Genomic DNA, 25773 nt, shown 5'->3' with positions numbered 1-25773 from the left:
AAAAATCATCCCACCTCCTATTACAAAATTATTTCATCAAAGGTTCTAAATTTTAGCTCATTTTCTATAATGTAAATTAGCTTATCTTTAGGCATATCAAACGCTTGAGAAATATACTCTAAAACGGCTGCTTCAAAATCTTCTTTGGGAGCATTTATAGTTTTAAAACCGTGAATCAAATTTAAATTATTTCTAATAATTCTTAATTCGTGAAGCTTCCTCTTTAAATTTTCATTAGAAACACATCTTATTTTTTCCTCTAATCTCGTACTTTGTCCTCTTGAGTACATAACACCAGATATCTCCAATGCACTTACAAGTCTTAATATATAACTTTGATAATCGATATCTTTATATCTTAAAGCACTTATATATCTGTCTAAAGCAAAATAAACAGATAATTTATCTTCTTTAAATTCTTTATATAAATCATTTGCTAACTCAATACTGAATTTTTCACTTCTATAGCCTAATTTAAATAGATTTTCTTCTATTTTTTCTACTCTTTTTTGAGAATTTTTTAATATATTGAGTCCTTTAATTTCCTCTGTATTTAAATATTTGTAATTAACTTCACATTCCTTATAATTAAAATCATTTCTTGACTCATATAGACTTGAAAAATAATATAGCTTCTCTATTTCTTGCAATTGTTTGTCCAATTTATAGTTCGGAAACTTCTTTGAGACAAATCTTAACCTATTTCTAATTTCTTTTGAAAATTTTCTAGCAGCTCTATATTGATAGGAATTAAATAGCCTTTTTAGTATTTTTCTCTCTATCGCACTAAATATATAATTAGGATTTAATAAGATTGTTATAAATTCTGAACCATAAACAGGAGTATCGTCCGAATATTCGGTAAAATCCATATATAAGATGTCTATATTATTTTTTTCTTCATGAAGTGAAGCGCCAAAAAAACCAGCTGCTATAGTGGGCTTTTTACCCCCTGTAATATCAATTGCTATTTTTTTATTTTTATATCTATTTATAACTTTCTCGATTTCATTATATATTTCAGCTGTATCTGTAGAGCCTAACACTTTTTCATGTTCTATGTCAAAATTTAAATTAAATCCTTTTTTAAATACCTCAAATACTTCTTTAAACATCTCACTTTTTTTGGTATAAAAAAATATAGCCTTTTCATTTGGATTAGTAACTTTCAAACTAAAAAGTAAAGGATAAATAGATAATCCAACTGTATATATTGCTATATCATAATTTCTATTTAAAACTTCCTTTATCTGCTTTTTATTTTCAAATGTTTTTAAATAAGCCATGAAATCTTTATCTTTAGTTTCAATAAGTTTTATTATCTCTTCGGGCTTGTTTCGTACATCACCTAACTTTTTTCTATCGAAATCCATATTTCACCCTCATTTCTTTTAATTTGCATTTTTATTGACAATAATATTTTTTCAACAAAAAAATAAAAAAACCTGCATCAAAAAAACACTAATTTTGTCGAATGCAGGATTTTATAACGTTATTACAAATGTTATGCTATTTCTTCATATATTAGCTCTAGTATCCCATCTAGGATATAATTGCCATTATCTATTTCTTTATATTTATTAGTCATAAGTTGCCTCCTATCTGGCTAATTCGGCCATTTTTATTATTTCTCCAATAGCCTTACCTTTCTTTTTCTCATTTCTAAGAATGAAACTAGTTTCTTGCTTGGATTAAGTTTATGAATATTTTTTATATCTTGGGGTAAATCCATTTCAATCCCTCATAGGTAAGCTATAAACTAAAAATAAAATTAAAAATAATAACTGTTACGCAGCCAATTATTTCAACCTTAAAAAGCCAAAATATTTCCACCTAAAAATAGAATAAAAACTACAAAAAACAGCAGATTAAATAATCTGAACATTGATAATTGAACAAAAAAGTCACAATATTTCATTCTTAAAAAGAAAAAAGAGGGCTCAATTTTTAAGCCCCCAAGATTAAATACTTTTAAGCAGTAATATTAAGTTCAGTTTGAGCCTGAAATACGATTTCATTGTCGATAGACTTAAGTTTCAGATTTGCATCTGATATAAGACACATTCTTGCTAGTGAATTTAATGTTTTTAAGCATCCATTGGTACTGGAATATAAAAGCTCAAAAGCACTATCTGTAAATATAGGTTCATGACAACCAGCAATCTTAAGTCTAGATAATATATATTCTTTAGTTTCATCTTTTGTAAGTCCCTTTAAATAATAATTTACAACAATGCGTTGTCTTAAAGCTTCATGAGGCTGTCTGCTAATCTATGTAATGAAAGGGGTTTGACCAGACAAGATTAAAATAGCATAGTCTTTTGAATCCATTTCAAAGTTAAAGATGATTCTTAAATCATCTAATACTGAGTTTTTAAGGAACTAAGCTTCATCTACGGTAATAACAGGAGTAATATTTTTGCTGTGATGATATGAATAGATAGATTCTTGAATTTGTTTAAACATCTCCATCTTTTTATGGGATGGATTAATACCCAAACCATTACATAAAGCCCTGTAAAAATCCATAACTGTTAAGGTGGATATAGGAATATATACACACTTAAATAAATTTGGATTTAAAGAATTAACAAAATATCTAAGCAGATATGATTTTCCTACACCAGGTTCATCAGTAATAAGACCAAAACCCTTAGTATTTTTCAAAAATTCTAGTCTATTTAGAGCTTGAGTAAAATCATTAGACTTAAAATGATGCTTAATTTCCATATTCTTAGGAAAAGAATCCATAGATAAACCATAAAAAGATTTAAACATACCTCCCGAAATAGTTTAATTAGCAGAGAAAGAAGAAAAATTAACAGGTTTAATATTTTGATTTCTTCGGATTTTAGAATTATCAATTTTCTTTACAGGATAAATAGTATCTAAAAGATTACCATCATCAGAAAAAATATATGCCTTATCCATAGAAGAAGGATCATAGCGTATATTAATTTTTTGTCCTACATACTCTAAAGGAGTTTCAAAGAGAATATTTTGAATAGACACAGTAGAATCATTTTTCACCTTACGAATAACCCTGTAAAGAAAAATATAATCAAGTTCCTGCTTGCAAGAGATAAACTTAATTCTATCTAAATGCTTAATAAACTTATCAATAGGTTTTTCATTAATAACAGAATGAATCTTTTGGTTGTAATCATTCTCAATATACTTAATAAGTGAAGCATTAAGTTCCTTAAGAGAAGAAAACTTAGACCAAGGAATAACATTCATCCACTGATCATGAAGGGTTCTAAACTATCTTTCGATTTTCCCCTTAGATTCAGGGCTATAGGGACGTGTGTAGCAAAGAATAGTGCCTAAAGAAGCGCAGATAAACTGCATCTGTTGACTCTTGTAAACTTTGCCATTGTCAATAAAAAGCTTTTTAGTGATACCCCTTTTGGCTACGCCATTTTTAAAAACAGACAAAAAAGATAGAAAATTATCAGACAAAAAAGCTTCACAGTGAACGATAAGTCTGCTAGCATCATCGATAATAGCAATAATATATGTTTTATGTTTTCTACCATTTATCGTAAGATATGGGCCTACAGAAATATCTGACTGCCAACATTCATTGGGGAATTCAAACTCAAAAGCTCTACGGTCCGTAGGACAAAGATTTTTAGAAGAAATATTACATTTAGAAATAAATCTTTGAATAGTCGATAAAAAAATTTGGTCATAAGCAACATATCCTTTAGCAACTAGTTCTTGATAAATAGATTTAGCAGAGCGTTTAGGAGAACTTAACTTACATGAAACAATAAAGTCCTTAGCTTCATCAGGTATTTTTCTAAGTCTACCTTTATCAGACCTAATTTTTGGATATAGACCATCAATACCATATTTTCGATAATTACGAAACCAGTCTTTTTTAAGGTAGCAGGAGTGTACTCTTTTTTCATACCTTGCGGAGTATCGTATTCTTTAGCACATACTTCCTCGAGATACTCCTTAGCAGTTTTTTGAGAAAACATATCAGTAATAATTGGTGCAATCAGAGAAGATCTAAAAAGTGCAATCTTCTGCCTTGAATTTTCATCCATACAAAAACCTCCTTTTCTTCAATTTAATATTAATTATTTGTAGTATAAGAGGTTTTCAGCCTTAAAAAGTTATGTGGGATGAAAAATTGAGCTAAAAACAAAAGTATTAGTAAAAATAAAAGCCTAAAATAAAGTGAATAAAACAGAAAAAAACAAAAAAATTCTTAAAATATAAGCAAAAAACTAAAAAAGGACACACTTCACCCATAAAATCAGATAAATATCAAGTTTTAGCAAAGAAATATCTAGGCATATTATCAAAATATAAGAAATTAAAATCACTTTCTTTTTCGATAAAAAGCTTAATTTTTTTTACAACAGATTCAATAGAAGGATTGTTCATGTTATAATATAAGTCATTAAAATTAACAAAAAAAGAATTAGTAATGGAATTTACACTATTCATACACTTCTTGTAAAAACGAATATTTGAAATGCTAAACGAAGTTTTAGGATTTAACTGTTTAAATATACTTACAATCTTAAGATAAGAGTGTTTTTTAATATAGATATAATAAAGACATAAAAAAATAAAATCAAAAGAATATTGATAATATGGGATTAAGAAACTAGGCAAAAGAGAATAAGTTTTATTACAAGAAGGATATTTTACCCTAAGAATGAAGATTTGATATGCAGTATATTGAGTAATAACATTGCGAGAATAAAAACCATGACGATGCAATTTACCAATATAACCACAGTTTTTACATCCATATTGAGTAGGAAATATATTTGCTTTCCCTAATTTTTCGTATTCAGTTATACTTTTTAGAAATCTGGTTATACTTATCATATAACAGAATACCTTTCTATATGGATTTAGGGAAAGCTTAGTGATATGGGCTTTCCCTTTATCTTATTATTGACAATTTTTTAGTTTTTTTCATTAAGTCAGATTAAATAATCTTACATTTTTTTAGTCAGATTATTTAATCTGACTAATGCTTATAAAATGAAATAATTTGATGTTTTTGGGATGTTTTAGAGTGAAATAGAGTGCTGCTTAACACTTTCAATAACTTCTTTAATATATCTTTCCTCAAATTTTCAAATTCAGATTTTTTACTAGCCGGCGCCAGAAGGTAAAAATTACCTCCACCATTGTATATAATATTACAATTGGATAATTTAAGTTGTCTAATAATATACTTAACAATAATATCTGAGAGTAAAGAAATATATACCGAATGCCCCTTTAAACTCTTAGAAGCTCCTTTACTTGATACATTAAAAATAAAATCTTGTATACCAGACATGTCTCCTTTAATAAACATAAAATTATTATCATTTACTAAACACACATTTATAGCAGCAGTTAATTTAGCAATATCAAATACAGAAATATCGCAATCTCCATTATTTAATACTGGCAGGTTATAAAAATATTTAAGAATTATATAATAAATTTGATCTAACTGGTTTACTTGCTTAATCTCTTCAATAAAATACTCAAAATAGTTTATAAGTTCTTCTTTACTATGTATCGATTTCTCACAAGGATATAGTTCTGATATATTACATTGAAGTAGATTTAATTTTAAAAATTTAACTTTTTCTGGCGAATTCCCAAGCAATTCATTAAAAATAGATTTTAAACTAAATACATTTTCACCACTACCTGTACTTCTTTGCTGTTTAAAAGCCAATTCAAACGCTTTTTTACATAATTCTTCATTAAATAGTTCATTTTCTTTCAATTGACTGAGCTTAACGGCTTGTGTAAATTGTTGGCTCAATTTCTCATTTATAACTCTTAAGTATGAATCAACTATAAATAGCATACTTATTATAGAGAGCTTTTCAGCATTCAACTTATTCACTTCCCTATCTGTAATTTGCATTTTTTATAATCCATAGGAAATTATAATAAAATCCCATATTTTAAAAAATTAATGTTGATTTTATTGAAACTTTATCTGGCATGTTTACATGCCAGAGTCGTTATAGACTACTTTAAATTGTGGATAAATTCAAATATAATTTCCGTTTATGAATTTCAACAAAATCTATCTTAATTTATTTAAATCGAAGATTTTGTTCTAATAAAAATAAAATCTATAAATTTAAAAATAACTTATTTTTATATGCGTTATAAAACGTTTTGTTTCAATTTATTTATCACCCCCATTAAAATCATTGTTTATATTTTAAGAATAACAAATATATCTTAAATATTTTGTCGTATTTTGTCTTTTTTAATTTATTTTTTACATTATTAACTTATTAGATTAAAAATATTTGAAAAATCAAAAAAATAATAAAAGATATTTAAATTTTAAACAAGTATAATAAAAAGATAATTTCCAAAAATTAGAATAATTATGCCAAATCTATTTTAATCCCATGCTAATACGATTAAAACAAGGAACAGGTAAACTATCTCCCAAAGTTTTCGTTTTTTCCTGCATTGATAACATCCATACCAATTATAGAGTCTAAATCCAAGGTTAATTCTTTGTACTCTTTTCCTTCAGAAGAATATGTATTACTCAAAACTATTTTTTGCATAATTCCACTTCTTCCCATGATATAATTTAATTGTAATTTAAATATTGGTAGGTGATTATTTATGTTTGATAACATTTTATATTACTTAGTAAAGATATTTTTATGGGGGTTAACCTTATCTTTATCAATCATACCTGGAATAATTGCTGGCTACATTGGTGAAGTTCTATTAGGGAAAATAGGATATTGGCTAGGTTTTATCCTTGGTGTTTTAGTTTTTCTTGTATACATGGGACCTCTTTTAACTTTTAATGATGATAAGCCATCAAAAAAAGAATACTACCTATAAAACCGTGGTTCTTCCTTATTCTCTTTCCTTACTGGTATTTGGCTAGGACGTAAATTTTTCGGTAAAGATGATTAAAATTAAAGACCCGCATATATAAATAAAAATAGCGGGTCTTTAAAATTTTAAGCAAGACCAAGAACTTGCCTGATATCTTTTAAATAATCTTTTCCATTTATCTTACAAATGTAATTGTACTTATCAATCTCTAATATTTCATTGCCATCTAATGATATCTTAATATAAGTTACTTCAAACTCATTTGATGCATCAGATGTCGCACTTACATCTAGTTTGTCGAGTTCTGTTTTTTTAGGTATACATCTAACTGCAACTTTAAGAGGAAATACTTTATATTATTCTGTTCATGCATTATATACCTGAATAGCATCCCTCAAGTCAAAATTGTGAGATTTCTGTTGTATTTCGTTGTACTAGATGTACTGTTGACTTCGTAACCGTACACCAGTTCAGTTTTAGAGTAGTGCTGACAAAAATTCCAATTCCATACTGGTACGATTAAAACTATGTTAAGTAATATGTGTGATGTAGCAGATGAAAAATTTCAATTCCATACTGGTACGATTAAAACATCCATATTTACAGTTTAAAAAAGATGTATATTTAAAATTTCAATTCCATACTGGTACGATTAAAACCATAAAAACTATCAGATTTATGATAGTTGACGAAAACATTTCAATTCCATACTGGTACGATTAAAACCCATACAAAGAAAGCGTAGAATACATCACACTACCAGAATTTCAATTCCATACTGGTACGATTAAAACTTCATTTAATTCTAGTAGATACCATTCAGTTCCATTATTTCAATTCCATACTGGTACGATTAAAACCCCATTAAAAATCGCTAAAAATAAAGACTTACCATAATTAACCTTTCAATTTTATAAATATTATAACATGAAGTTATGCGAGTTTGAAGTACTTTTTTATTTGTCGACCCTCAGGTGTTTTTGCATCACCGAGGGTCGACAAACTATTTTTTCTCCATTATATAACCCATTCCTATACTATTATTTTCTCCTATTCCACAATCAACAGCAACCTTCTTAATATCATCTGAGCACCTCATCACAAAAGGAGCAATATAACCTTTTATCGATATGCCTTTGAAATTAATTAGATGTCCTCTTCTGTTATTTTTTATATATTCCTCATTAAACTTTATATCAATACTCATATTATCAGGTAATTTACCATAGACTAAAAAATATTTCTTTATTAAATTATTCTTGATATTTTCAATAAATTTATCTTCTGTTATATGTACTGTTCTTGACCTAATTCCCCCATTTCTTTCTTCACCGGTTGTTACAACGATTGGTGATAATGTAATAAACTTAGTTTCATGATTAAATTTAACACTATCTTTTAGATAAATATTGTTAATCTGAAATTCTTCCTTTCCTATTTTCATGCTCCCTCTTTTAATAAGTGAATTCCCTAAACTATTAATAAACTCTTTTATCGGAGAATTTACATACAATCTTGTAATTCCTTTTTCTATAATCATATTACTACCATCTATAGTAAACTTTTGTGGCATAAGCCTTGAATATACAAATAATTTAAATCTTTTGTTACCTATTTTATATCCTTCATTGTGAAGCATTTCAGAAAAATCCTTATTATGTTCAGATATAAGATTATAAATTGCTGATGTAATATAATAGTTATAATTAAAATTGATTTTTTTGGTTTTATTAATAATAAATTCTATTTCTAACCTCATGAATAACCCCCATATTTACATTATTAAATAAAATTATCTGTTGAATTTTTTTCTACACCCATTATTTCTTTTTTAATCCATTTATCACTTCTAGCAATAAAAAATATTATAGAATCTTCTTCTTGATCAGTAAGACTTTTTAATTCGTTTCTCTCCTATATACCACATAAACACGTAAATGACAATGTCCCAGACTGTTAAAAATAGTTAATTTTAATTCCTTATAGGTAGTCTATAAACAGGCAGCAAAAGAAAAGGCAACCTGTTATCATTGCAGGTTTCAATTCCTTATAGGTACACTATAAACTCTTAAAAGTTGCAAAAGAGGAGAAGGTTTATTAATCTGGTTTCAATTCCTCATAAGTACACTATAAACATGTCCAAAATCAGCACCTATTGCGGTATCAAAAACTGATGTTTCAATTCCTCATAGATAGTCTATAAACTTGTGGCAGAAAAAAAAGAAACGGTTTTACATTATGCTAGTTTCAATTCCTCATAGGTACACTATAAACTTTCAAGTAGAATCACAAGGAATGAAAGATTTATTAGGTTTCAATTCCTCATAGGTAAACTATAAACAGTTCAACCTTCAAAAGCTCCCTACCATCTTAAAAAAAGTTTCAATTCCTCATAGGTAAACTATAAACATATTTCCCTTCATAATTTGGATGATTATATATGTGTGGTTTCAATTCCTCATAGGTAAACTATAAACCCATCACTTATATTGATATTACTATATTTAAAAAATTTTGTCAATTATTGATTTTTTTGCGTTAATTCCTACTAATATGCTAGGTTTTTACCCTTCTATATATTGAAATTTACACATTTTTGCAAAAAACAAAAAGTCGTCGATCCCCAGGGGTTTTTGCACTACTGGGGGTCGACGACATTTTAAATAATATTATCTGTATATAACTTCCAACTCTCATATTTTATCTTAAGTATCTTTTCACTTTATTTATAATATATTTTCTTCTCCACCTTTTTTAACACCTAATGTTTCAATAGCAGAATATTTAGTAGTTCTAAATCTATATATTATAACAGAATCTTTATCTTCTTTTATTATCCTTTTAAGTTCAGTTTTTAATTTTATTAAATTTGCTTCTGTTATTTCTCCTTCTAAAACTGAATTTTGTACCCAATAAAGATATTTTCTACATGTTTTAAGAACTTTAGCAACTCTTTTCTGTTCTACATCATACACAAGTATAACAAACATTTTTACACCCTCTACCTTTTTGATATACGGCTCTCATATATTAAAAATACTAATCAAGCTTATACAATTCCAATCATATAAACATTCTATAATTTGTCAACTTAAAATTTTAATCCAATCCTGCTGATAAATAAGCATTCGTTAGTTGGGCTTTATCCGTTATTTTATTCTTTTCTATATTTCAATCCCTTATAGGTACGCTAAAAACTCGAAAAGAAAATGATGTAGATTTATTAAAAGCTGTGTTTCAATTCCTCATAGGTAAGCTATAAACAAGCATGATAAAAAGAAAATGAGGGATGCTTTTATTCGGTTTCAATTCCTTATAGGTAAGCTATAAACGCTTGATTTTTAGACAAATTAATTTTTCAGGTATTCTGTTTCAATTCCTTATAGGTAGTCTATAAACCCTACTATCTCAAAACTACAGCGATAGAGGATAGAAAAGGTTTCAATTCCTTATAGGTAGTCTATAAACACAATACATTGAAGGGGCTGAAGCAGTTATTAAACATCAGTTTCAATTCCTTATAGGTAGTCTATAAACTTGAAAAAACGAAAGGGGGATTAAACAAAGAAGAAAGTTTCAATTCCTTATAGGTAGTCTATAAACTGTAGGAGCCGTTGTAATGGATGGAAGTGGAGAAATTGTTTCAATTCCTTATAGGTAGTCTATAAACCCATCACTTATATTGATATTACTATATTTAAAAAATTTTGTCAATTATTGATTTTTTTTGCGTTAATTCCTACTAATATGCTAGGGTTTCACCCTTCTATACATTGAAATTTACACATTTTTTGCAAAAAACAAAAAGTCGTCGATCCCCAGGGGTTTTTGCACTACTGGGGGTCGACGACATTACCATCTTGATATATAAGGCTCAAATTCACTCTCACCTATTAAATGTTTTTCAAGCTTATATAATTCCATTCGCACAAGTCTTCTATATGATACTTTTCTTCCTAATTGCCTATGATTTATTGTCGTTTTTAACCTTTTATGAATAAAACTAGAAGAACATCGTTTGGTCATTATCTGTAATAAATCCATATTCATCAGAATAATAATAATCTAGATTTTCAATCGGTATTTTCCCATAAAATCTATCTCTCACAAATGGAAAATCTTTGATATTGATATTAATTACATAAGAAAGAAATTTCTCTTTAATCTCTAAAAATTTATTCATCCTTTCAAATCTATCTTTTATGTCAAATAATTCCTCATATTTTGTCCATATATAAGTAGCCTCTTCATCTTTTTCAATAAATACAGGCATTATGTATAAACTGTTATTTTCAATCAATTTAAACTGATTATTAACTTCATTGAAGTTAAGTTGATTAATATCTTCTATAATTCTATTAGAATAATCATCACTCTTATCTTTATTTATTTCTTCAAAATAATATTTTGAATAGTCAAAAAAGTCATGTTCGAATATATGAGAATTATTTTTCAATATTTTTTCCGTCTTACTAATTAAAAACCTTCCATAAACTATATTGGCAAATACACTTTTTTCTCCTTTCAACTTATAAATATAAACATCCCCTATATCTCTTTCATTATTTCTATTACATCTCCCAGCACACTGCACTATACTGTCCCAAGGACCTATATCCCTAATAACAACATCATTATCAATATCGACTCCTGCTTCGACTACTTGTGTAGACACTAAAATGTATTTATCTAATTTCTTTATTTCCAAAATTCTCTCCTTCCTATCTTTTGGTATTACTGATGCCGACAGAAAAATAACCTTTTTATCTGCAATATTTTTGATTTGTTTATAAACTTCTTGTGCTGACTTAACAGTATTTAAAACTATCATTATTTTATTTGCTTTTTCTATAATTGGCTTTATTTCATCAATAAACTCATCAATACTCCTTTCTTTTAAATCTATGTTTAATTTTGTTCTTTTAAAGATTTTAAAATATTCCTTAGTATTTTCTACAAGCTCGACCTCACCTTTAAATATCAATGGCTGAGTAGCTGTCATTAAAATAAAATATGTATTTAATACATCTGATAATACTTCAAAACTCTGCCTAATTAATTTCCAATATTTGTAAGGTATGTTCTGAACTTCATCAAGTATAACTATGCAATTTGCAAGTTTATTAAATTTCAATAATTCACTATTCTTATTAGAAAATATACATTGAAGTAGTTTTACAAAAGTCGTTACAACAATTTTAGAATCCCATGTCTCTATTAAAAACTTACTCTTTTCTGTTTCAAAGTAATCTTCATCATCTTTATACTCTACTTTTGATAAATAATGATGTTTCAACACATCTGATGTTCTATTACCAAATATTTTTTGAAATATTTCATAGGTCTGATCAATGATACTTGTAAACGGAAAAGTGTAAATAACATTATAGTATACACCTTCTTCTTTATATAATTTTTCTCGCAATTTTAGTGCAAAATTTAAACTATTTAGTGTCTTTCCCATACCCGTTGGTAAAGTCAATGTGAATATTTTTTTATTTAAATTTTCTATTTTACTTTCAACATTAATTCTTGCTTCATTTCTCTTATCATTAATAATATTCTTACATTTAGGAAGTTTTTCAATAAATTCTTCTAGCTTTTCTATTTTTATCTCTTTGCTTTTTTCTCTTTTCTTATCAAATATAACAGAAAATTTATCGCTATATATTAGAATTGAATAAAAATACTTCAATTTGAAATACTCTTCAATATTTAAAAGCATATCATCTTCATAGTAAATTACAGCTTCCATTTCATCGAATAGCTCTATAAATATGTTTTTAATCTCTTCACTTTTAACACATGGCAGATTAAATTTTTCTAATATCAAGTTTAGTTCTCTAAAATCTATTGTTTTTAACTGCTTGTCTAAAGTTTCCAATTGACTTTCTACTTCTATTTTTTTCATAGACAGTTCATCATACATATTTTGAATATTGCCATGATGTCGTTTTACTATCAAAAAACCTTTAAGTGCTTTATCTTTATCAAATTTTTTCTGCAAAATACTATAAGTAAATAAAGCTGACAGAAAGCCATGATTTTTAATAGAACCATGGCTTTCTATTTTTTTGATATAATCTTGAAAATACGATGTAGCTTTTCCCAAATCATGTCCTATTAGAATGATTTTTAAAAATTCTTTGTCTTCAAGAAATAATTTATTTTCCTCTAGTATTCCAATTCCACAGTTATAAACATTTTCAAGATGATCCACTAATAACGTTTCTGGATGGGATAAAAGTTTAAATGAATACAATTCTATCCCCACTTTCCAATTTATAATACACAGGTATATTGCACATAATAGTTTTTCCTGTTCTTTCATATAATACACTTATGTATTCTGTTATCTCCCTTTTTTCATTCATTTCATTATAAACAGTATCCTTTAGATACTCTCTACCATCTTGAATTTTTATACTAATACTTTCATCAAAAGGTATTAATGTATCTATTTCTACAAATTCTTTATTCTCAAATCTTTCTGCTTCAAATTCACCAATAAATTTATAATTAGCTATTAACTCTGATAAGCCTAGACAAATACTATAAATACATTTTTTATCAATCAATAATTCTTTTAAATTTCTATAAAGTTCATTATTTTTATGATAAAAATATATCCTAAATTTACAGTCCTTTATCACCTCAAGATTTACCTGGGTTCTATTCTTTATCTTACTCATATCAATAGCCTGTTTTGTATCAATATAATTAATTGGTATTCTTGTTTTCTTCACAGGATTTATTATTTTTATGGCTACTTTACAGCTTTTATTCTGAAAATATTTCAAATACTCACTCTTATCTATACCTAAAATTGCAGATACTAGTCCATATATAGCCGTTTTAGGAGGAAAAGAAAATGTCAAAGGTGAAGATGTAGTAAAGTATTTTCTAAAATGACCATAGTCTCCCCATACATCAAAAACTAAAACTTTCATATTACATCACCTAAATTATTAATTCATTTGCCTTTATTCCGATTTCTTCTAGTGCTTTAAATATATCAACATTCATATTTAACCTACTATCAACTTTAATTTCCACATCTTCTATCTTATCTTTATTTTCTTTTAATACTTTAATAAAATCATCAATGTTTAATATAAAATCTTCTACATCTCTTATTTGTTCATCTTCTTTGTCTGATTCTATTTTCATTGTTTTTAAAAGGTCTCCTATATGATAATATTTTTCTTTATAATTAACTTTCACTAATAACCTCGGTACTTGTCCTATTTTTGATCTTGAAATTAAATTCTTCGTTCCATTCCAAATTGCTTCTATAAGAAGCTTAACATCTTCTTGGGTAAGTTTAGTAGCTTCTGCAGCCTTTTCATTTATAATTCCATAAAATCCTATAAATGAATATGGAAGTATAAATTCTTCTCTAAAAGTCTTATTATCCTTATTCTGTCCTGAAGCAAACGCTCCTGTACCTTTAATTCTCTTTATTTCTACTTTATGTAAGCTTCTTCCCATAGTAAATTGAACTGGACCTGTAAACGTAGCTGAATCTTTATCTAATGGTATAGTTGCACCAAATAATCTTACATCAATACACTGCTGTAAAATATTTTGTATAATCTCCTCTTTTTTCTTTCCAAAATCTTTAGCTCTTGTTTTACCATCTTGTACTTTGCCTTGTTCGTTCCTAATTTCTCTAACAAAAATTTCTTTGCCTAAATAATCATATAAATAATCTCTTATAGTTCTCTTAAGCCTTACATCTGTAACTATATTTATGCCTGTTTCTTCGTCAATCCTAGGTTTATTCTGATCTATTGGGTCACCATTTGGATTATTATCTTTAATATCGTATAAAAAAATTATTTCACTTCTATTAAGCATTTTCATCTTCCTCCTTATCAGTTAATATAATATGTCTTTCTAAATTCATACCTAATGAAAAATAGAATGGTATATCAAGTTCTGAAATTGCCCATTTTTCTCCAGCTTCAAGCAAATATTTAGATGCTAAAGCTTGTATATCCCTATAATATTCTGCATCATATTCTATAAACTTATTTTGTATTTCTGGCAAAAGTCTCTTTATATCTTTTTTAGATAATCTTAATCCTTTTAACCTACTTATAAACGGTTTTCTCTTTTCTTTAGCATATTGTAAATTTAGTAATTTTTGAGTTAAAAAGCCTAATAAGAATACAGCTTTTTTATCGGGAGTAGTAAAGAAATCCATATTTTCATTAAATAAACTCTCAAATAATTCTTCTTTTGAACTATAATTAGCTATATTCCACTCCATTTTCTCCATAACTTTCACCTGCCCTTTTTCTTTAAATAAAACGCCTAATAATCTTAAATACATTAAAAATCCATACGATTTAATAGTTTCATAATAGAAGTATTTTCCTTCATCCTGATTAAATTTTTCTATAATGTGATTACAAATGTGAGATATTATGAACTTATAATCAATTTCCTTATCAGAGAGTATAATATCAATAGTTTCAAGGAAATATCTATTGTACGTTTTTCTTGGGAATAATGTATTTAAAAATGAAAAATTTACTTTAATATTCTCACTGGATTCATTATTACTAAGAATAGAATTTATTTTAGTCATATTTTCGTATATTTTTCTAAATCTAGAAGGTAAGATTTCTTGTACATTAAGTTTAATATTAAGAGCAGAATTATTTACTTCAAAGAAAAGCATATCGAAAGTTGCGTAATCTTCCACTTTAGAAAGCCTTTTTATAATCATATCTTCTGCATTTTCATATCTATCATCAATATTTCTATCATCTAATTTGGTTAGAGTTTTTAACACTTTATCTAAATTCTTTTTATAAAGAAGTTTTGGTATTAAATAAAAATCTCTTCCTTGAAACTTAAACTTTAAATTTTCATCAAGATATTTTTTGCCAAGTTCAAGATTAATTGCACAATCTTCACAGACAGGAAAATTTCTCCACGAATCTAATTTCCTAAAGCCACCAGCTACATATCCTTTTTTATCTACAGTATAAAACTTAAATATGTTAGCATTACCAAAAACCTCTTCTTTCTCCTCTTTACAAATTGAACATCTTTTGTTTTTTCCTTTTGATTCTTTTTTATCTATTAGATAATAACTTTTTATAGCTTGCTTTTTAACTTTATCTTTAAATATTTCAAAATCACCGATATATTTTTCATCATATTTTATTGTTAAAATATATTTATTTTTTGAATCTATATTACTCATAATATCATCTATTATATTTTTTGAATTCTTTTCTAATGTTTCTAATAGCCTCATTATTATATTTGTTTCTTCATGTTCCTTATACTCTTTAACAGTATCTTTTAAGCATTTCAGTATTTTGTTGTTAAATGTTTTATCTGGTGTTGTTAATTTAGCAGTCGGTGTGTAATCAGCTCCATTAGATGCACCTTTTTTATATAAATATTTCAAAATAAAACCTTTTTTGAACTCAGTTATATTTATTCCTATGTAATCAAAGTCTTTATTTAAAGTTATTTCCAATACAGTATTGTATGTACCATTATCATTAGGATTTTCAACAAATAATTCTAACACATCACCTTCATTTTTACTTATAATATCTTCTAGTCTTTTCTTTCCAAGCTCACATACTGCACTTAGTTCCATCCCCTCACCTCCTTACACCTACTATTTCAAAACAGCCAAACCCTTGAGCGTTTTTACTGCCTAATCCTGTGTCATAGGCTAATTTAACCAATTCTTTAGAACCTTTCATTATAAATTCACCTATCCAGCCTTTAATAATAAACCCTCTATAATTAGCTGATATCATTTTTATCTTTTCATCATTAACCGGTTTTATTGAAAATTCACATTCTGGCATATCTTTTCCATAGAAAGATTTATACTTTTTCTGCAAATTTTTGTATGCTAATTCAGAAAACACCCCATCTCCAGGTTTGTGATAAATTGTCTTTTTCTTACCATGAATATCAACTGTACTATATGTAACTGTTGGAGATAACATTTTTATAACAACCTCTTCTTCTATTTCTGGATGAGAAAACACTTCTATTTTTTCTAATTTTATTTGAGTCTTCCCTAAAATAAGATCGTCTTTTTTAATTAATGTACTAGCAAAATCATTAACAAAATCATCTAGTATTGATGAAACTATTAATTTAATAGGAGATGAAAATGTTATCGTATTAGACTGCTTGTCCATTTTAAATTGTCCAAATATCCTTGAAAAAGTAAATAACTTAAAACTCCTTTTTTCATATTTATAACCTTCATCATGTAGAAAACGTCTAAATGCATTATCAGAAATGTTGTTATAGATAAATCCCTGTAAAATATGGTTATAGTGTATTGGTAGTACTAATTTGTCCTCGAATGAAAACTCTATAATTAATCTCATTGTCATCCTCCTGAAATTCTTTGTATTTTTGTGTTTATATATTCTATTTTTTTCATAGATTTCCTTCAACGTTTTTTTAAATAAGTTAACAATTACCAATGAAAATCGATAACTTTTTGACTTAATTTATAGAAATCTTTTTATTTCAAAAGGAATTCACGTATATTTTGTAGAATAGTATCATTTGTGCAAGTCGGAAGGAGGGATTAGATTGAAAATTGCAATAGTTGGTGCTGGTAATGGTGGAACAGCTATTTTAAAATCATTATCGCAAATAGAAGAAATAAGTATCGAAATGATTGTTGATACAAATTTAAATGCACCCGGTATTTTATTGGCTAAAGAATTAGGCATAAGATATTCTGATTCAATAGACGATATAGACTGTAATGATTTAGATATGATTATTGAAGCAACTGGTGTTGAAAAAGTATCAAGACTTTTAAATGAAAAGTCTAACGGCAGTTGTAAAATAATAGATTCAGACGGTGCTTTTCTTATAATGACATTGGTAGAAAGAGAAACAAAAACTTTAGAAAAACTAAATTCACAGATGTCGGTAATTGCTGATACTTCTTCAGTAGTTCAAAAACAATTAGATGAAATAACATCTTCAATAAAAAGTATACATAATGTCAGCGAAAATCTATTAAATACAGCTGAAGTGTCAAATAAGTACATAGAAGAAAGTGATAAAATTGTAAGTTATGTTAACAAAATAGCTCAGCAAATCAAAATTCTTGGTTTAAATGCAAATATTGAAGCAGCAAGAGCAGGAGAACATGGAAGAGGTTTCTCCGTTGTAGCTAATGAAATTCAAAAACTTGCTAATAATAGCGAAACTTTTGCAAAAGAAATAAATGAAATGTTGGTTAAACTAGCTAATGAAATAAGAAAAATTAATGTTGAAATAGATAATCTAAAAAAACTTTCACAAATTCAATTGAATGCTTCAGAAACTGTAAGTGCAGCTGTTGAAAAGCTTAAATCTGAAACTACTATATAAATTATAAGATGTGGTCAAAGGCCACATCTTGATTTTTTTCTCAATTTTACTAGTAATACCTAGAATAAAATAGTATAGATATTATATACCTAGTTAATAATAAATAACCGTCCTATATCAAAATATTTTATAAATTACTGCCTTTTTTGAAGTTTTACTAATTAATATATTAGGAGTACTATAATGTGTGGGCATAGAATGCACTATTTTGAAAAGTGCATTTTTTATATTTCACTTATTGGATATATTTATTATTTTTGGTTTTATTTTTTATACAAATCATATCAAAAGAGGTGGTTATTTATGAATCCTTTCATGAGTGTAGGTATTGCACTAGTTTTAGGTATACTATTTGGACAACTTATGAACAGATATAAGATTCCTGCTGTTGCTGGATATATAATAGCAGGACTTGTAGTAGGAAAATCTGGACTAAATATCGTAAATAGCGATATGATAGAAAAATTGTCTTTTTTAAGCGACATTGCATTAGGTATAATCGCATTCAACATAGGAAGCGAATTGAAAATACCTGTAATTAAAAAACTGGGCAAACCAATTTTTATAATAGCTGCTTCTGAATCAATGGGAGCTTTTATACTTGTAACTTCAGTAATGCTTTTATTAAAACAAGATATCGGTACAGCTCTAATATTAGGAGCAGTATCTTCAGCAACTGCACCAGCTGCAACAGTTATGGTATTAAAAGAATGTAATGCAAAAGGTCCTTTGACAAGCACTCTTTTAGGTGTAGTAGCAGTTGACGATGCAATATGTTTAATGATTTATGCAATAGCTTCTTCAATTGCAAAAGTATTTATAAAACATGAAGTTGTTACAGTTTACAAAGTTTTAGTTCATCCAATTGCAGAAATAGTTTTATCATTACTAGCAGGTTGTATTGCAGGTATACTTCTAGCTTATCTAATTAAAATATCTAAAAAAGAGAACGAAATGTTGCCATTTACAACAGGAGTTATCATATTACTTGTAGGAGTTGCTTTAAAATTCCATCTATCTCCATTATTATCAGCAATGACACTTGGCGTTATGGTTGCTAATGTTTCTTCTAATAGTAGAAGAGCCTTCTCTGCAATCGAAAAGTTTTCACCACCTATAATTGCGACATTCTTCATACTTGCTGGCTCAAGACTTGATATTTCTCTATTACCACATATAGGTTCAATCGGTCTAGCATATCTTGTATTTAGGATCATAGGAAAAGTGTTAGGTGCTTCAATTGGTGGTATAGTGTCAAAAGCTCCTCACAGCGTAAGAAAATATCTAGGTTTGGGACTTTTATCTCAAGTAGGGGTAGCAGTAGGTTTAGCAATTGTAGTAAGCAGAGAGTTTCCTGGAACTCAACTAGGTTCTATTGTAATTACAATACTTCTAGCTACAACAATTATTACAGAAATTATAGGACCAATTGCAACCAAAAATGCTATAATAAAAGCTAAGGAGTGTAATGTATAATTAAAGGAGGTATTGAGGTTGTACGCTTTATTTGCTGTTATAAATGAAATATATAAGCTTGATGCAATTTTAGAAAGATTTTTTGAATTAGGAGTAGGTGCTACTGTAATCGATAGTGTCGGTATGGGAAAAGTACTTCTTCAACATAATGTAGAAGTTCCTATTTTCTCAAGCATTAGAAGGATGATAGAAGGCAATAGACCTTACAATAAAACTGTAATAAGTGTTATCAGAGATGAGACAAAACTAAGAAAAGCAATAGAGGTTATAAATGAAGAATTAGATTATATAAACAATCCAGGAGTAGGTTTTGTATTCGTTGTTCCTGTATCAGAATGCTATGGTTTTGGTATAGAAAAAAATAAAGCATAAAAACAGGGAAATCTTTCCCTGTTTTTTTAACTAGCTATAAAATTGTTTATCTTATTCGATAGTTCTAATAATTTGTCATTTATATTACCATTTATATTACTTATTTTTTGTATAATATTATTAGCTATTTCATATTGTCCTAATTTATAAAACGTAAGAGCCTTACGATATTTAATATCTTCTATTCTCGAATTATCCTTCTCTTTATTTCTAGCTAACATACTTTCTGCTAAATTAAAATAAACTAACCCTTCGCTAAAATTACCTTTGTTGTATAAAATTATTCCAATATATTTATATACATCAGAAATAGATATATAATCATCTAATTTTGAATAATAAATTAATGACTCTAAAAACAATGTAATTGCACAATTGAAATGATTTCTTAAAAACTCATTTTTCGCTTTTAAAAATAATGCTTTAGCTTTATATTCGTCCAAGCCATATTTGGTTGACAATAGTATGACTTTATATAAATTTGAATTTACTTCATAAGTACTTATATTATTTCTTGATTCAACATATGTAAGCCACTCTAAACACTTGTCCTTAGCCATATCTTTTTCAGTTTTCAGAAACAAAGAAGCACTTACATTCATATCAATGCCTTTTTGTTTAGCTAACTTGTTAATCTTATCTGAAAGATAAATTGCATTTATTATATTTATTTTCCTTTTATCATTTTCAAACATAGAGATATAATTTTTAGAAAATTTTTTGCCAGCCAATTCTTTTTGATTAACATTTAAAATTTTTCTAATTCTTTTTAATCGCTGTCCAGGACTTAATAATTCTATATCTTCCATCTAATCACTCCCCCCAGAAACCAATAACTATACATATTTGTTATATATTATTTTATCATAATTTTCGAAATTTTGTTGTTATTTTTTGTCGAATTATTTATTTTTTTCTGACTTTTGTAGTGATGCTGATAAAATTTTTCATCTTAAATGCTATTATAGTTATGATATAATGTTTAAGGCAGTAGAAATTTACTTCTGGAGTGATGTAAATGGAGAAGTTATTAACGCCAAAGAAAGATAATAAAATATATATAGCTTACTTAGAACTAATATTTGTTTCATTTATGTGGGCAGTTAGTACAATTCTTTTAAAAATGTATATAGATAAAATCCCCCCATTCCATTTATTATTAGGAAGGTTTTTTATTGCCTCATTAACTTTATTTCTATTCTCTCCCAAAAAAGTTTTAAAAATAAAAAAAGAAGATTTAAGAATTGGCTTTATTTTAGGAGTTTTAATTTTCATAGTATATGCTCTACATATATTAGGACTAGAACGTACAACTGCTTCAAAGTCTGGTTTCTTAGCATCATTATCTGTATTATTTATACCCATACTTGAATCTTTTATAAATAAACATATACCTACACTTTGGACTATCATATGTGTAGTATCTTCTATTTTTGGACTTTATTTAATATCGGGTATGAATGGCAGTAATTTGAATTTTGGTGATATTCTCGTTATAGGTTGTGCATTTGTCTACACTATTTACATCATCATACTAGATAAATATGGTGATGATAAGGATAATCATATCCTTTCATTTATACAATTATTAATTGTTACAATATCTAGTCTGTTTTTCAGTATTTTTTATGAAGGTCTTAATCTCGCTTTATTAATAAAAAATATCATTGTAATTATTATAATCGGAGTTTTCAGCACAGGATTAACTATGTACCTTCAAACAAAAGCTCAGAAAGTTGTAAGTCCTGAAAGTGTAGGAATTATACTTTTAGGAGAGCCTTTATTTACATTAATTCTTGCATATGCCTTTCTTCATGAAACAATTTTACTCAAAGGGCTTATAGGAAGTGGACTCATAATAATATCTTTGGTTATAGCTATTATTAAAAAGATATAACAAAATCTTCGATTAAATAAATTATAAACTAAGGTAGATTTTGTTGAAATCCATTACGGAAATTATATTAAATTTATCCACAATTCAATGTAGTTTATAATTTCCTATGGATTATAAAAATGCTTAAGAAGCCTAAGTTTTTTTAACCTTAGGCTTCTTCTTTTCCATCAAGCTCTTTTAATCTTTTTTCTAAACTGTCTAATTGACTTTTAAGAAATTTTATTTCTTCATTTATATATCCTTTTAACTCTTCTTTTGATGGTGCATTATAAGCAAAAGCTCTCCATCCAAATCCTCTACCGAATCCAAATCCAAATCCTCTTCTACAAAATCTACCGAATCCTCTTCCAAGTCCTCTACCATAACCTCTGCCATATCCTGCATTCATATATCCTGGAACATCATAACCTGCACAATAACCCATCCTTCTACCAGTCATTGGTCCTACTCCCATTGGACCTGTTCTATCTCCTCTTGGCATTTTAACCCCTCCTCAATTATTTTTGGCATATGCTCATTTCTAACTTTATTATAATTCCATTTTGGGCATATGTCAATAACTTTTTTCAAAAAAAAGAAGACTCTGTATTAATTATTAATACAGAGTCAATTGGTAATAAAGTTATTCATTGTCAATCTCACATCTTCTATGTCTTCTTAAGCCTCTTCCTCTACCTCTACACCTATTTTGGCAAAAACTTCTTCTAGGTTTATCTGCACAGTAAACATCTTTTGAACCACATTCAGGACATTTTACTTCATCTTCATAAATATCTTCTACTCTATTTTCCCATTTTGTCCCACATTTCTCACATATAAATACACATATATTCTGTGTATAATTTCCTCCCTTTATTCTTATAGCTTTTCCATTAACTAAGCTATCTGCTATCTTCATCTTAGCTTCATTATAAATTCTCTGGAATGTCTGCCTTGAAACCTCCATTCTCTTAGCACATGTTTCTTGATCTAGTCCTTCTAAATCTTTAAGCCTTATAGCTTCTAATTCTTCAACTTTAATGATATTTTCTTCTAATTCACAATTAGATACATTAACTGGCACGAAATATTCATATTCTGGTAGGTTTTCAATCCTTCTCCATTTAACAGGCCTCGGCATTCAACTACCTCCTACTTTGATGTTTATACTAATTATTATATTACTATTAATTATAAAATAAAAGCTCTTTTATATTTATATTATGTAATATATTCATGTATATATAAATACAAAAGTCTGGCTTACTGCATGTCAATTTTTTAAAATTACGATGCCATATTCAGAATCTTATTTTTTTAATTTTGACATAAAAATCTATTATTGGTAAAATAATAATAGTGATAGCTTGTCTAATCTTTTAGGAGGATTTTGAATGAAACCAATTAAAAGGTCAGCTCTTAGAATTTTTTTAGGTAAAAATTATTACAAAGCTAAAAAGTATTTTGAATGGTATTTTGGCAATAAAAAATATGCCAAAACCTTAAATACCTCAAAATTACCTTATGTAATATTTAAACATCAAACTCCTCTAATTAGAAAACTTAAGAATATTGACATGTGGTTGCAGTATAATAAGATTATTAATCTCAAAATTGCAACAAAAAAAGTTAACGGGATAATAATCAAACCTGGAGAAACATTTTCATATTGGAAATTAATTGGTAAACCAACTAAAAGAAAAGGATATGTAGAAGGAATGAACCTTTTTTATGGGAGTTTCCGTCCTGAAATAGGTGGAGGACTTTGCCAATTATCAAATCTAATCTACTGGATGACCTTGCACACCCCTTTAACTGTTACAGAAAGGTATCGACACAGCTTCGATGTTTTTCCTGATGTAAATAGAACTCAGCCTTTTGGTAGTGGAGCTACTTGTGTATATAATTATAGAGATTTGCAAATATATAACGGAACTAATGAAACTTATCAATTAATTGTCTATTTGACAGACAAGTATTTAGTTGGCGAATGGAGAGCTGATAAACCTATAACTAAAAGATATGAAGTTTATGAAAAAAAACATTGGATTACACATGAATATTGGGGTGGTTATATGCGTCATAATATTATTCACAGGCGCATATATAATCTATTTGGAGAACTTATAGAAGATGAATATATAACTGAAAACCATGCAATTATGATGTATCAACCTCTTTTAGAAGAAAGTGTATTATAAAATAAGACGGTTCTTTTTTCATCTGTCATATTAAAGAACCGTCTTATGTTTCTAGTCTTTATCTAGTTTTTTTATATTTCAAAATTAAATGTGTAAACCTTTCTAATCTTTTTTCTTACTTCCCATGTACACTTTAATCCTTTTGGAAAAGAAACTAACATATTATCCGTTATATGTACAGTTTGTTCTGGTGTAGTTACAATAACATCTCCCTCAAAAACATAAGCAGTTTCCTGTTCATCATATTCCCAATCAAAAGTACTAGGTTCACACTCCCAATGACTCCAAGAATCAATACCTAACTTTTTAGCTTCTTCAAGACTCATTTTTTTGATTTTTATTTGTTCCATATTGCAATCCTCCTTCTTTCTTTCCATCTTTATTTTTAAATACTCTGGAGTTATATAACCCAATCCCAACCTTGTAAAATCACTTATCGCTTCATCTTCCTCGTCTTTATCATAAACAGCTATTCTTAACCAAATTTCTTTTCTTCCATCCTTATTGGTAACCAGTCTAAATCTTTCAACATCTTTACTTTCTTCAATAAAAATATAATCCCTCTTAGCCATAGTTATATCCCCCTGTATCTTAAATTTATAATACTAAATTTCTGTTTGGTTTCCCGAATAGTTAAGAATTTAATAGATTGTTGCCAAAAATATTTCTTTAATAGTAAAATTCTATTTATTTATTTTCATTCTTCATTAGCTAATTTACTAATTTCATCTAGCCAATTATAATCTATTTGATAAGAATGATCCCATTTTTCTCTATTATATTTACTATTAGTTGATGAACTTACTTTTGCCTCTTTTTTTATTTTGATAGGTGTTTTATTAAAAGATTCATTTACATCAACAAAACGTATTAAATCACGTTTTTGAAATATATTAATAGGAAAAATTTTTGTTTCAAAATCATCGAAACGAATAGTTACATATTTTTCATCCACTGATGTCAAACATCCAAACCCAAAATATTCATGAAATATCTTTTCTCCTATCTTCTTCTCTATTTTATACTTTTCTTTTTTATTCTCTATGTTTGGTTTATTTATTATTTTAGTATTTATCTGTTTTTTTATATTTATATCCTTTTTATATTTTATATTTTCATTATCTTTACATTTATTATTTTTATCTATTACAGTTTGTTTTTTAAAACTTAGAAGTTTATTTTTCTCACATATTTTAATTTCTAATTTTTTTATTCCATAATCGTGAAAATCAATTATAATAAAACCTTTATTTTTATTAATTGATTTAATAATCCCCTCACCGAATCTTTTATGATAAACTATAGAGCCTACATTATAATTAGATTTCAATATTTCTTTTGTTTTTAACCGTTTTCTACTATTTAAATTTGAATTTGTTATTTTAGGGTTAATATTTATTTCTGATATGTTTGATATTTTCTTATTCGTCTTATTCTTCTCAATTTCTTTAACATTTTTTGCAACTTTTATTTTATCTTGTTCACATATTTTTGTTGAATAATTATCCTGTTTTTTTATTTTTACTTTCTTTAAATATTTTAACAAATAATAAACAGAAAAAGAAATAACCAATACTAATAAAAAAAGCTTATACACGTCCCCCA

The 25773-nt window shown here is 27.2% G+C and carries 27 protein-coding genes, 1 pseudogene and 2 CRISPR repeat arrays; of the genes and pseudogenes, 6 read left to right on the top strand and 22 right to left on the bottom strand.

The window, feature by feature from the left end; all coding sequences use genetic code 11:
- Positions 1 to 20 precede the first annotated feature (20 nt).
- From AB4Y15_RS02720 to AB4Y15_RS02685, 8 genes are all read right to left on the bottom strand, one after another.
- Complete coding sequence (locus AB4Y15_RS02720) at positions 21 to 1373, bottom strand: hypothetical protein (RefSeq protein ID WP_427338306.1); 1353 nt, start codon at positions 1371 to 1373, stop codon at positions 21 to 23.
- Between the two features lie 1009 nt (positions 1374 to 2382).
- On the bottom strand, positions 2383 to 2778 hold the full coding sequence (locus tag AB4Y15_RS02715) for an AAA family ATPase (RefSeq protein ID WP_427338305.1): 396 nt from the start codon (positions 2776 to 2778) through the stop codon (positions 2383 to 2385).
- A 15-nt stretch (positions 2779 to 2793) separates the two neighbouring features.
- Positions 2794 to 3240: a Mu transposase C-terminal domain-containing protein gene (locus tag AB4Y15_RS02710; protein WP_427338303.1), complete on the bottom strand. Its 447-nt coding sequence runs from the start codon at positions 3238 to 3240 to the stop codon at positions 2794 to 2796.
- A gap of 24 nt (positions 3241 to 3264) precedes the next feature.
- Positions 3265 to 3645 (bottom strand): DDE-type integrase/transposase/recombinase, encoded by a 381-nt coding sequence (locus tag AB4Y15_RS02705; protein ID WP_427338454.1) that lies wholly within the window; start codon positions 3643 to 3645, stop codon positions 3265 to 3267.
- A gap of 113 nt (positions 3646 to 3758) precedes the next feature.
- Positions 3759 to 4058 carry a hypothetical protein gene (locus AB4Y15_RS02700; protein ID WP_427338301.1) on the bottom strand — a complete coding sequence of 100 codons (300 nt, stop codon included), beginning with the start codon at positions 4056 to 4058 and terminating at the stop codon, positions 3759 to 3761.
- Between the two features lie 223 nt (positions 4059 to 4281).
- Entirely contained in the window at positions 4282 to 4854 is a 573-nt protein-coding gene (locus AB4Y15_RS02695; protein ID WP_427338300.1) for a DUF6431 domain-containing protein, read from the bottom strand.
- Between the two features lie 145 nt (positions 4855 to 4999).
- Positions 5000 to 5881: an HD domain-containing protein gene (locus AB4Y15_RS02690; protein ID WP_427338298.1), complete on the bottom strand. Its 882-nt coding sequence runs from the start codon at positions 5879 to 5881 to the stop codon at positions 5000 to 5002.
- Positions 5882 to 6437: 556 nt separating this feature from the next.
- On the bottom strand, positions 6438 to 6569 hold the full coding sequence (locus AB4Y15_RS02685; protein ID WP_427338297.1) for a hypothetical protein: 132 nt from the start codon (positions 6567 to 6569) through the stop codon (positions 6438 to 6440).
- Between the two features lie 61 nt (positions 6570 to 6630).
- On the opposite strand from AB4Y15_RS02685, the gene AB4Y15_RS02680 reads away from it, so the two are divergent.
- Positions 6631 to 6858: a hypothetical protein gene (locus AB4Y15_RS02680; RefSeq protein WP_427338296.1), complete on the top strand. Its 228-nt coding sequence runs from the start codon at positions 6631 to 6633 to the stop codon at positions 6856 to 6858.
- A gap of 122 nt (positions 6859 to 6980) precedes the next feature.
- Here AB4Y15_RS02680 and AB4Y15_RS02675 read toward each other — a convergent pair.
- The 9 genes and pseudogenes from AB4Y15_RS02675 to cas6 (AB4Y15_RS02635) form a co-directional block, all read right to left on the bottom strand.
- A pseudogene (locus AB4Y15_RS02675) lies at positions 6981 to 7190 on the bottom strand (phage major tail tube protein); the annotation flags it as partial.
- A gap of 161 nt (positions 7191 to 7351) precedes the next feature.
- Positions 7352 to 7715: direct repeats of the CRISPR family, unit length 30 nt; unit sequence ATTTCAATTCCATACTGGTACGATTAAAAC.
- Positions 7716 to 7858: 143 nt separating this feature from the next.
- The gene (gene cas6 / locus AB4Y15_RS02670) at positions 7859 to 8614 is read right to left on the bottom strand and encodes a CRISPR-associated endoribonuclease Cas6 (RefSeq protein WP_427338294.1); all 756 of its coding nucleotides are present in this window, start codon (positions 8612 to 8614) and stop codon (positions 7859 to 7861) included.
- A 967-nt stretch (positions 8615 to 9581) separates the two neighbouring features.
- A complete protein-coding gene (gene cas2 / locus AB4Y15_RS02665; RefSeq protein ID WP_035164980.1) occupies positions 9582 to 9845 on the bottom strand; it encodes a CRISPR-associated endonuclease Cas2 in 264 nt (87 codons plus the stop codon).
- A 177-nt stretch (positions 9846 to 10022) separates the two neighbouring features.
- Positions 10023 to 10525: direct repeats of the CRISPR family, unit length 30 nt; unit sequence GTTTCAATTCCTTATAGGTAGTCTATAAAC.
- Between the two features lie 182 nt (positions 10526 to 10707).
- Positions 10708 to 10881 (bottom strand): hypothetical protein, encoded by a 174-nt coding sequence (locus AB4Y15_RS02660; RefSeq protein ID WP_427338293.1) that lies wholly within the window; start codon positions 10879 to 10881, stop codon positions 10708 to 10710.
- On the bottom strand, positions 10859 to 13117 hold the full coding sequence (gene cas3 / locus AB4Y15_RS02655) for a CRISPR-associated helicase Cas3' (RefSeq protein WP_427338292.1): 2259 nt from the start codon (positions 13115 to 13117) through the stop codon (positions 10859 to 10861). Before cas3 ends, AB4Y15_RS02660 begins: the two co-directional genes overlap by 23 nt.
- On the bottom strand, positions 13104 to 13805 hold the full coding sequence (gene cas5b / locus AB4Y15_RS02650; protein WP_427338291.1) for a type I-B CRISPR-associated protein Cas5b: 702 nt from the start codon (positions 13803 to 13805) through the stop codon (positions 13104 to 13106). The genes cas3 and cas5b overlap by 14 nt, the downstream gene beginning before the upstream one ends.
- Before the next feature lie 10 nt (positions 13806 to 13815).
- Positions 13816 to 14715 carry a type I-B CRISPR-associated protein Cas7/Csh2 gene (gene cas7b, locus AB4Y15_RS02645; protein WP_427338289.1) on the bottom strand — a complete coding sequence of 300 codons (900 nt, stop codon included), beginning with the start codon at positions 14713 to 14715 and terminating at the stop codon, positions 13816 to 13818.
- Positions 14708 to 16483 carry a TIGR02556 family CRISPR-associated protein gene (locus AB4Y15_RS02640; RefSeq protein ID WP_427338288.1) on the bottom strand — a complete coding sequence of 592 codons (1776 nt, stop codon included), beginning with the start codon at positions 16481 to 16483 and terminating at the stop codon, positions 14708 to 14710. Before AB4Y15_RS02640 ends, cas7b begins: the two co-directional genes overlap by 8 nt.
- A 4-nt stretch (positions 16484 to 16487) precedes the next feature.
- Positions 16488 to 17237 (bottom strand): CRISPR-associated endoribonuclease Cas6, encoded by a 750-nt coding sequence (gene cas6, locus AB4Y15_RS02635; RefSeq protein WP_427338287.1) that lies wholly within the window; start codon positions 17235 to 17237, stop codon positions 16488 to 16490.
- A 211-nt stretch (positions 17238 to 17448) separates the two neighbouring features.
- Between cas6 (AB4Y15_RS02635) and AB4Y15_RS02630 the strand changes: the two genes are divergently transcribed.
- From AB4Y15_RS02630 to AB4Y15_RS02620, 3 genes are all read left to right on the top strand, one after another.
- Positions 17449 to 18243, top strand: coding sequence for a methyl-accepting chemotaxis protein (locus AB4Y15_RS02630; protein WP_427338285.1), 795 nt, complete (start codon positions 17449 to 17451; stop codon positions 18241 to 18243).
- Between the two features lie 303 nt (positions 18244 to 18546).
- The gene (locus tag AB4Y15_RS02625; RefSeq protein ID WP_427338284.1) at positions 18547 to 19719 is read left to right on the top strand and encodes a cation:proton antiporter; all 1173 of its coding nucleotides are present in this window, start codon (positions 18547 to 18549) and stop codon (positions 19717 to 19719) included.
- 18 nt (positions 19720 to 19737) lie between these two features.
- The gene (locus tag AB4Y15_RS02620; RefSeq protein ID WP_427338282.1) at positions 19738 to 20091 is read left to right on the top strand and encodes a P-II family nitrogen regulator; all 354 of its coding nucleotides are present in this window, start codon (positions 19738 to 19740) and stop codon (positions 20089 to 20091) included.
- A gap of 26 nt (positions 20092 to 20117) precedes the next feature.
- On the opposite strand, the gene AB4Y15_RS02615 is transcribed toward AB4Y15_RS02620, so the two are convergent.
- Positions 20118 to 20900, bottom strand: a complete 783-nt coding sequence (locus tag AB4Y15_RS02615; RefSeq protein ID WP_427338281.1) for a helix-turn-helix domain-containing protein — start codon at positions 20898 to 20900, stop codon at positions 20118 to 20120.
- Positions 20901 to 21109: 209 nt separating this feature from the next.
- Here AB4Y15_RS02615 and AB4Y15_RS02610 point away from each other — a divergent pair, with 209 nt between their 5' ends.
- Positions 21110 to 21988, top strand: coding sequence for a DMT family transporter (locus tag AB4Y15_RS02610; RefSeq protein WP_427338280.1), 879 nt, complete (start codon positions 21110 to 21112; stop codon positions 21986 to 21988).
- Positions 21989 to 22136: 148 nt separating this feature from the next.
- Here the strand turns inward: AB4Y15_RS02610 and AB4Y15_RS02605 are convergent, their stop codons facing one another.
- Together AB4Y15_RS02605 and AB4Y15_RS02600 are read right to left on the bottom strand one after the other, a co-directional pair.
- A complete protein-coding gene (locus AB4Y15_RS02605) occupies positions 22137 to 22469 on the bottom strand; it encodes a DUF5320 domain-containing protein (protein ID WP_427338279.1) in 333 nt (110 codons plus the stop codon).
- 141 nt (positions 22470 to 22610) lie between these two features.
- A complete protein-coding gene (locus AB4Y15_RS02600) occupies positions 22611 to 23108 on the bottom strand; it encodes a DUF134 domain-containing protein (protein WP_427338278.1) in 498 nt (165 codons plus the stop codon).
- A gap of 253 nt (positions 23109 to 23361) precedes the next feature.
- Here AB4Y15_RS02600 and AB4Y15_RS02595 point away from each other — a divergent pair, with 253 nt between their 5' ends.
- Complete coding sequence (locus AB4Y15_RS02595; protein WP_427338277.1) at positions 23362 to 24168, top strand: VanW family protein; 807 nt, start codon at positions 23362 to 23364, stop codon at positions 24166 to 24168.
- A gap of 71 nt (positions 24169 to 24239) precedes the next feature.
- On the opposite strand, the gene AB4Y15_RS02590 is transcribed toward AB4Y15_RS02595, so the two are convergent.
- Together AB4Y15_RS02590 and AB4Y15_RS02585 are read right to left on the bottom strand one after the other, a co-directional pair.
- A complete protein-coding gene (locus AB4Y15_RS02590) occupies positions 24240 to 24740 on the bottom strand; it encodes a cupin domain-containing protein (RefSeq protein ID WP_427338276.1) in 501 nt (166 codons plus the stop codon).
- 125 nt (positions 24741 to 24865) lie between these two features.
- Positions 24866 to 25765, bottom strand: coding sequence for a hypothetical protein (locus tag AB4Y15_RS02585; RefSeq protein WP_427338274.1), 900 nt, complete (start codon positions 25763 to 25765; stop codon positions 24866 to 24868).
- Positions 25766 to 25773 lie beyond the last annotated feature (8 nt).

It is taken from the genome of Caloranaerobacter longqiensis, assembly GCF_050286925.1.
GTDB lineage: Bacteria > Bacillota > Clostridia > Tissierellales > Thermohalobacteraceae > Caloranaerobacter.
This window is presented reverse-complemented; position numbering and strand designations above follow the sequence as displayed.